A 348-nucleotide genomic window follows, 5' to 3' on the forward strand; every position below is an offset into this window, starting at 1 on the left:
CGGCGAAGACGGGTGCGGTGTCGAGGAGTTCGACGGCCATGCCGGCCCACTGCGAGCCCTGCCCCGGGAAGACGAAGACCCGACGGCCGCCGGCGTCCGCGACGCCCCGCACGAGGTGCTGGTCCTGGCCGCCGGCGGCCCGCGCCGCGCAGCGCCCCCGGCTGCTCGCCGGTGTCCGTCGCCCCCCCGCTGGCGACCGGGCTGTCAGCCGTCGAACACCGCGCGGTGCAGCTCGGCGGCGACCGGGCGGGCGCGCTGGCGGCGCTGGCCGCCGGCGGCCAGGACCAGCACCTCGTGCGGGGCGACGCGGACGCCGGCGGCCGTCGGGTCTTCCTCGACCCGGGGCAG

General features: G+C 80.5%; 1 pseudogene. It reads right to left on the minus strand.

The window, feature by feature from the left end:
• A pseudogene (locus PUR56_RS06210) lies at positions 1-136 on the minus strand (acyltransferase domain-containing protein); the annotation flags it as partial.
• Positions 137-348: the final 212 nt, after the last annotated feature.

The sequence above is a fragment of the Streptomyces sp. BE303 genome, from assembly GCF_036290945.1.
GTDB lineage: Bacteria > Actinomycetota > Actinomycetes > Streptomycetales > Streptomycetaceae > Kitasatospora.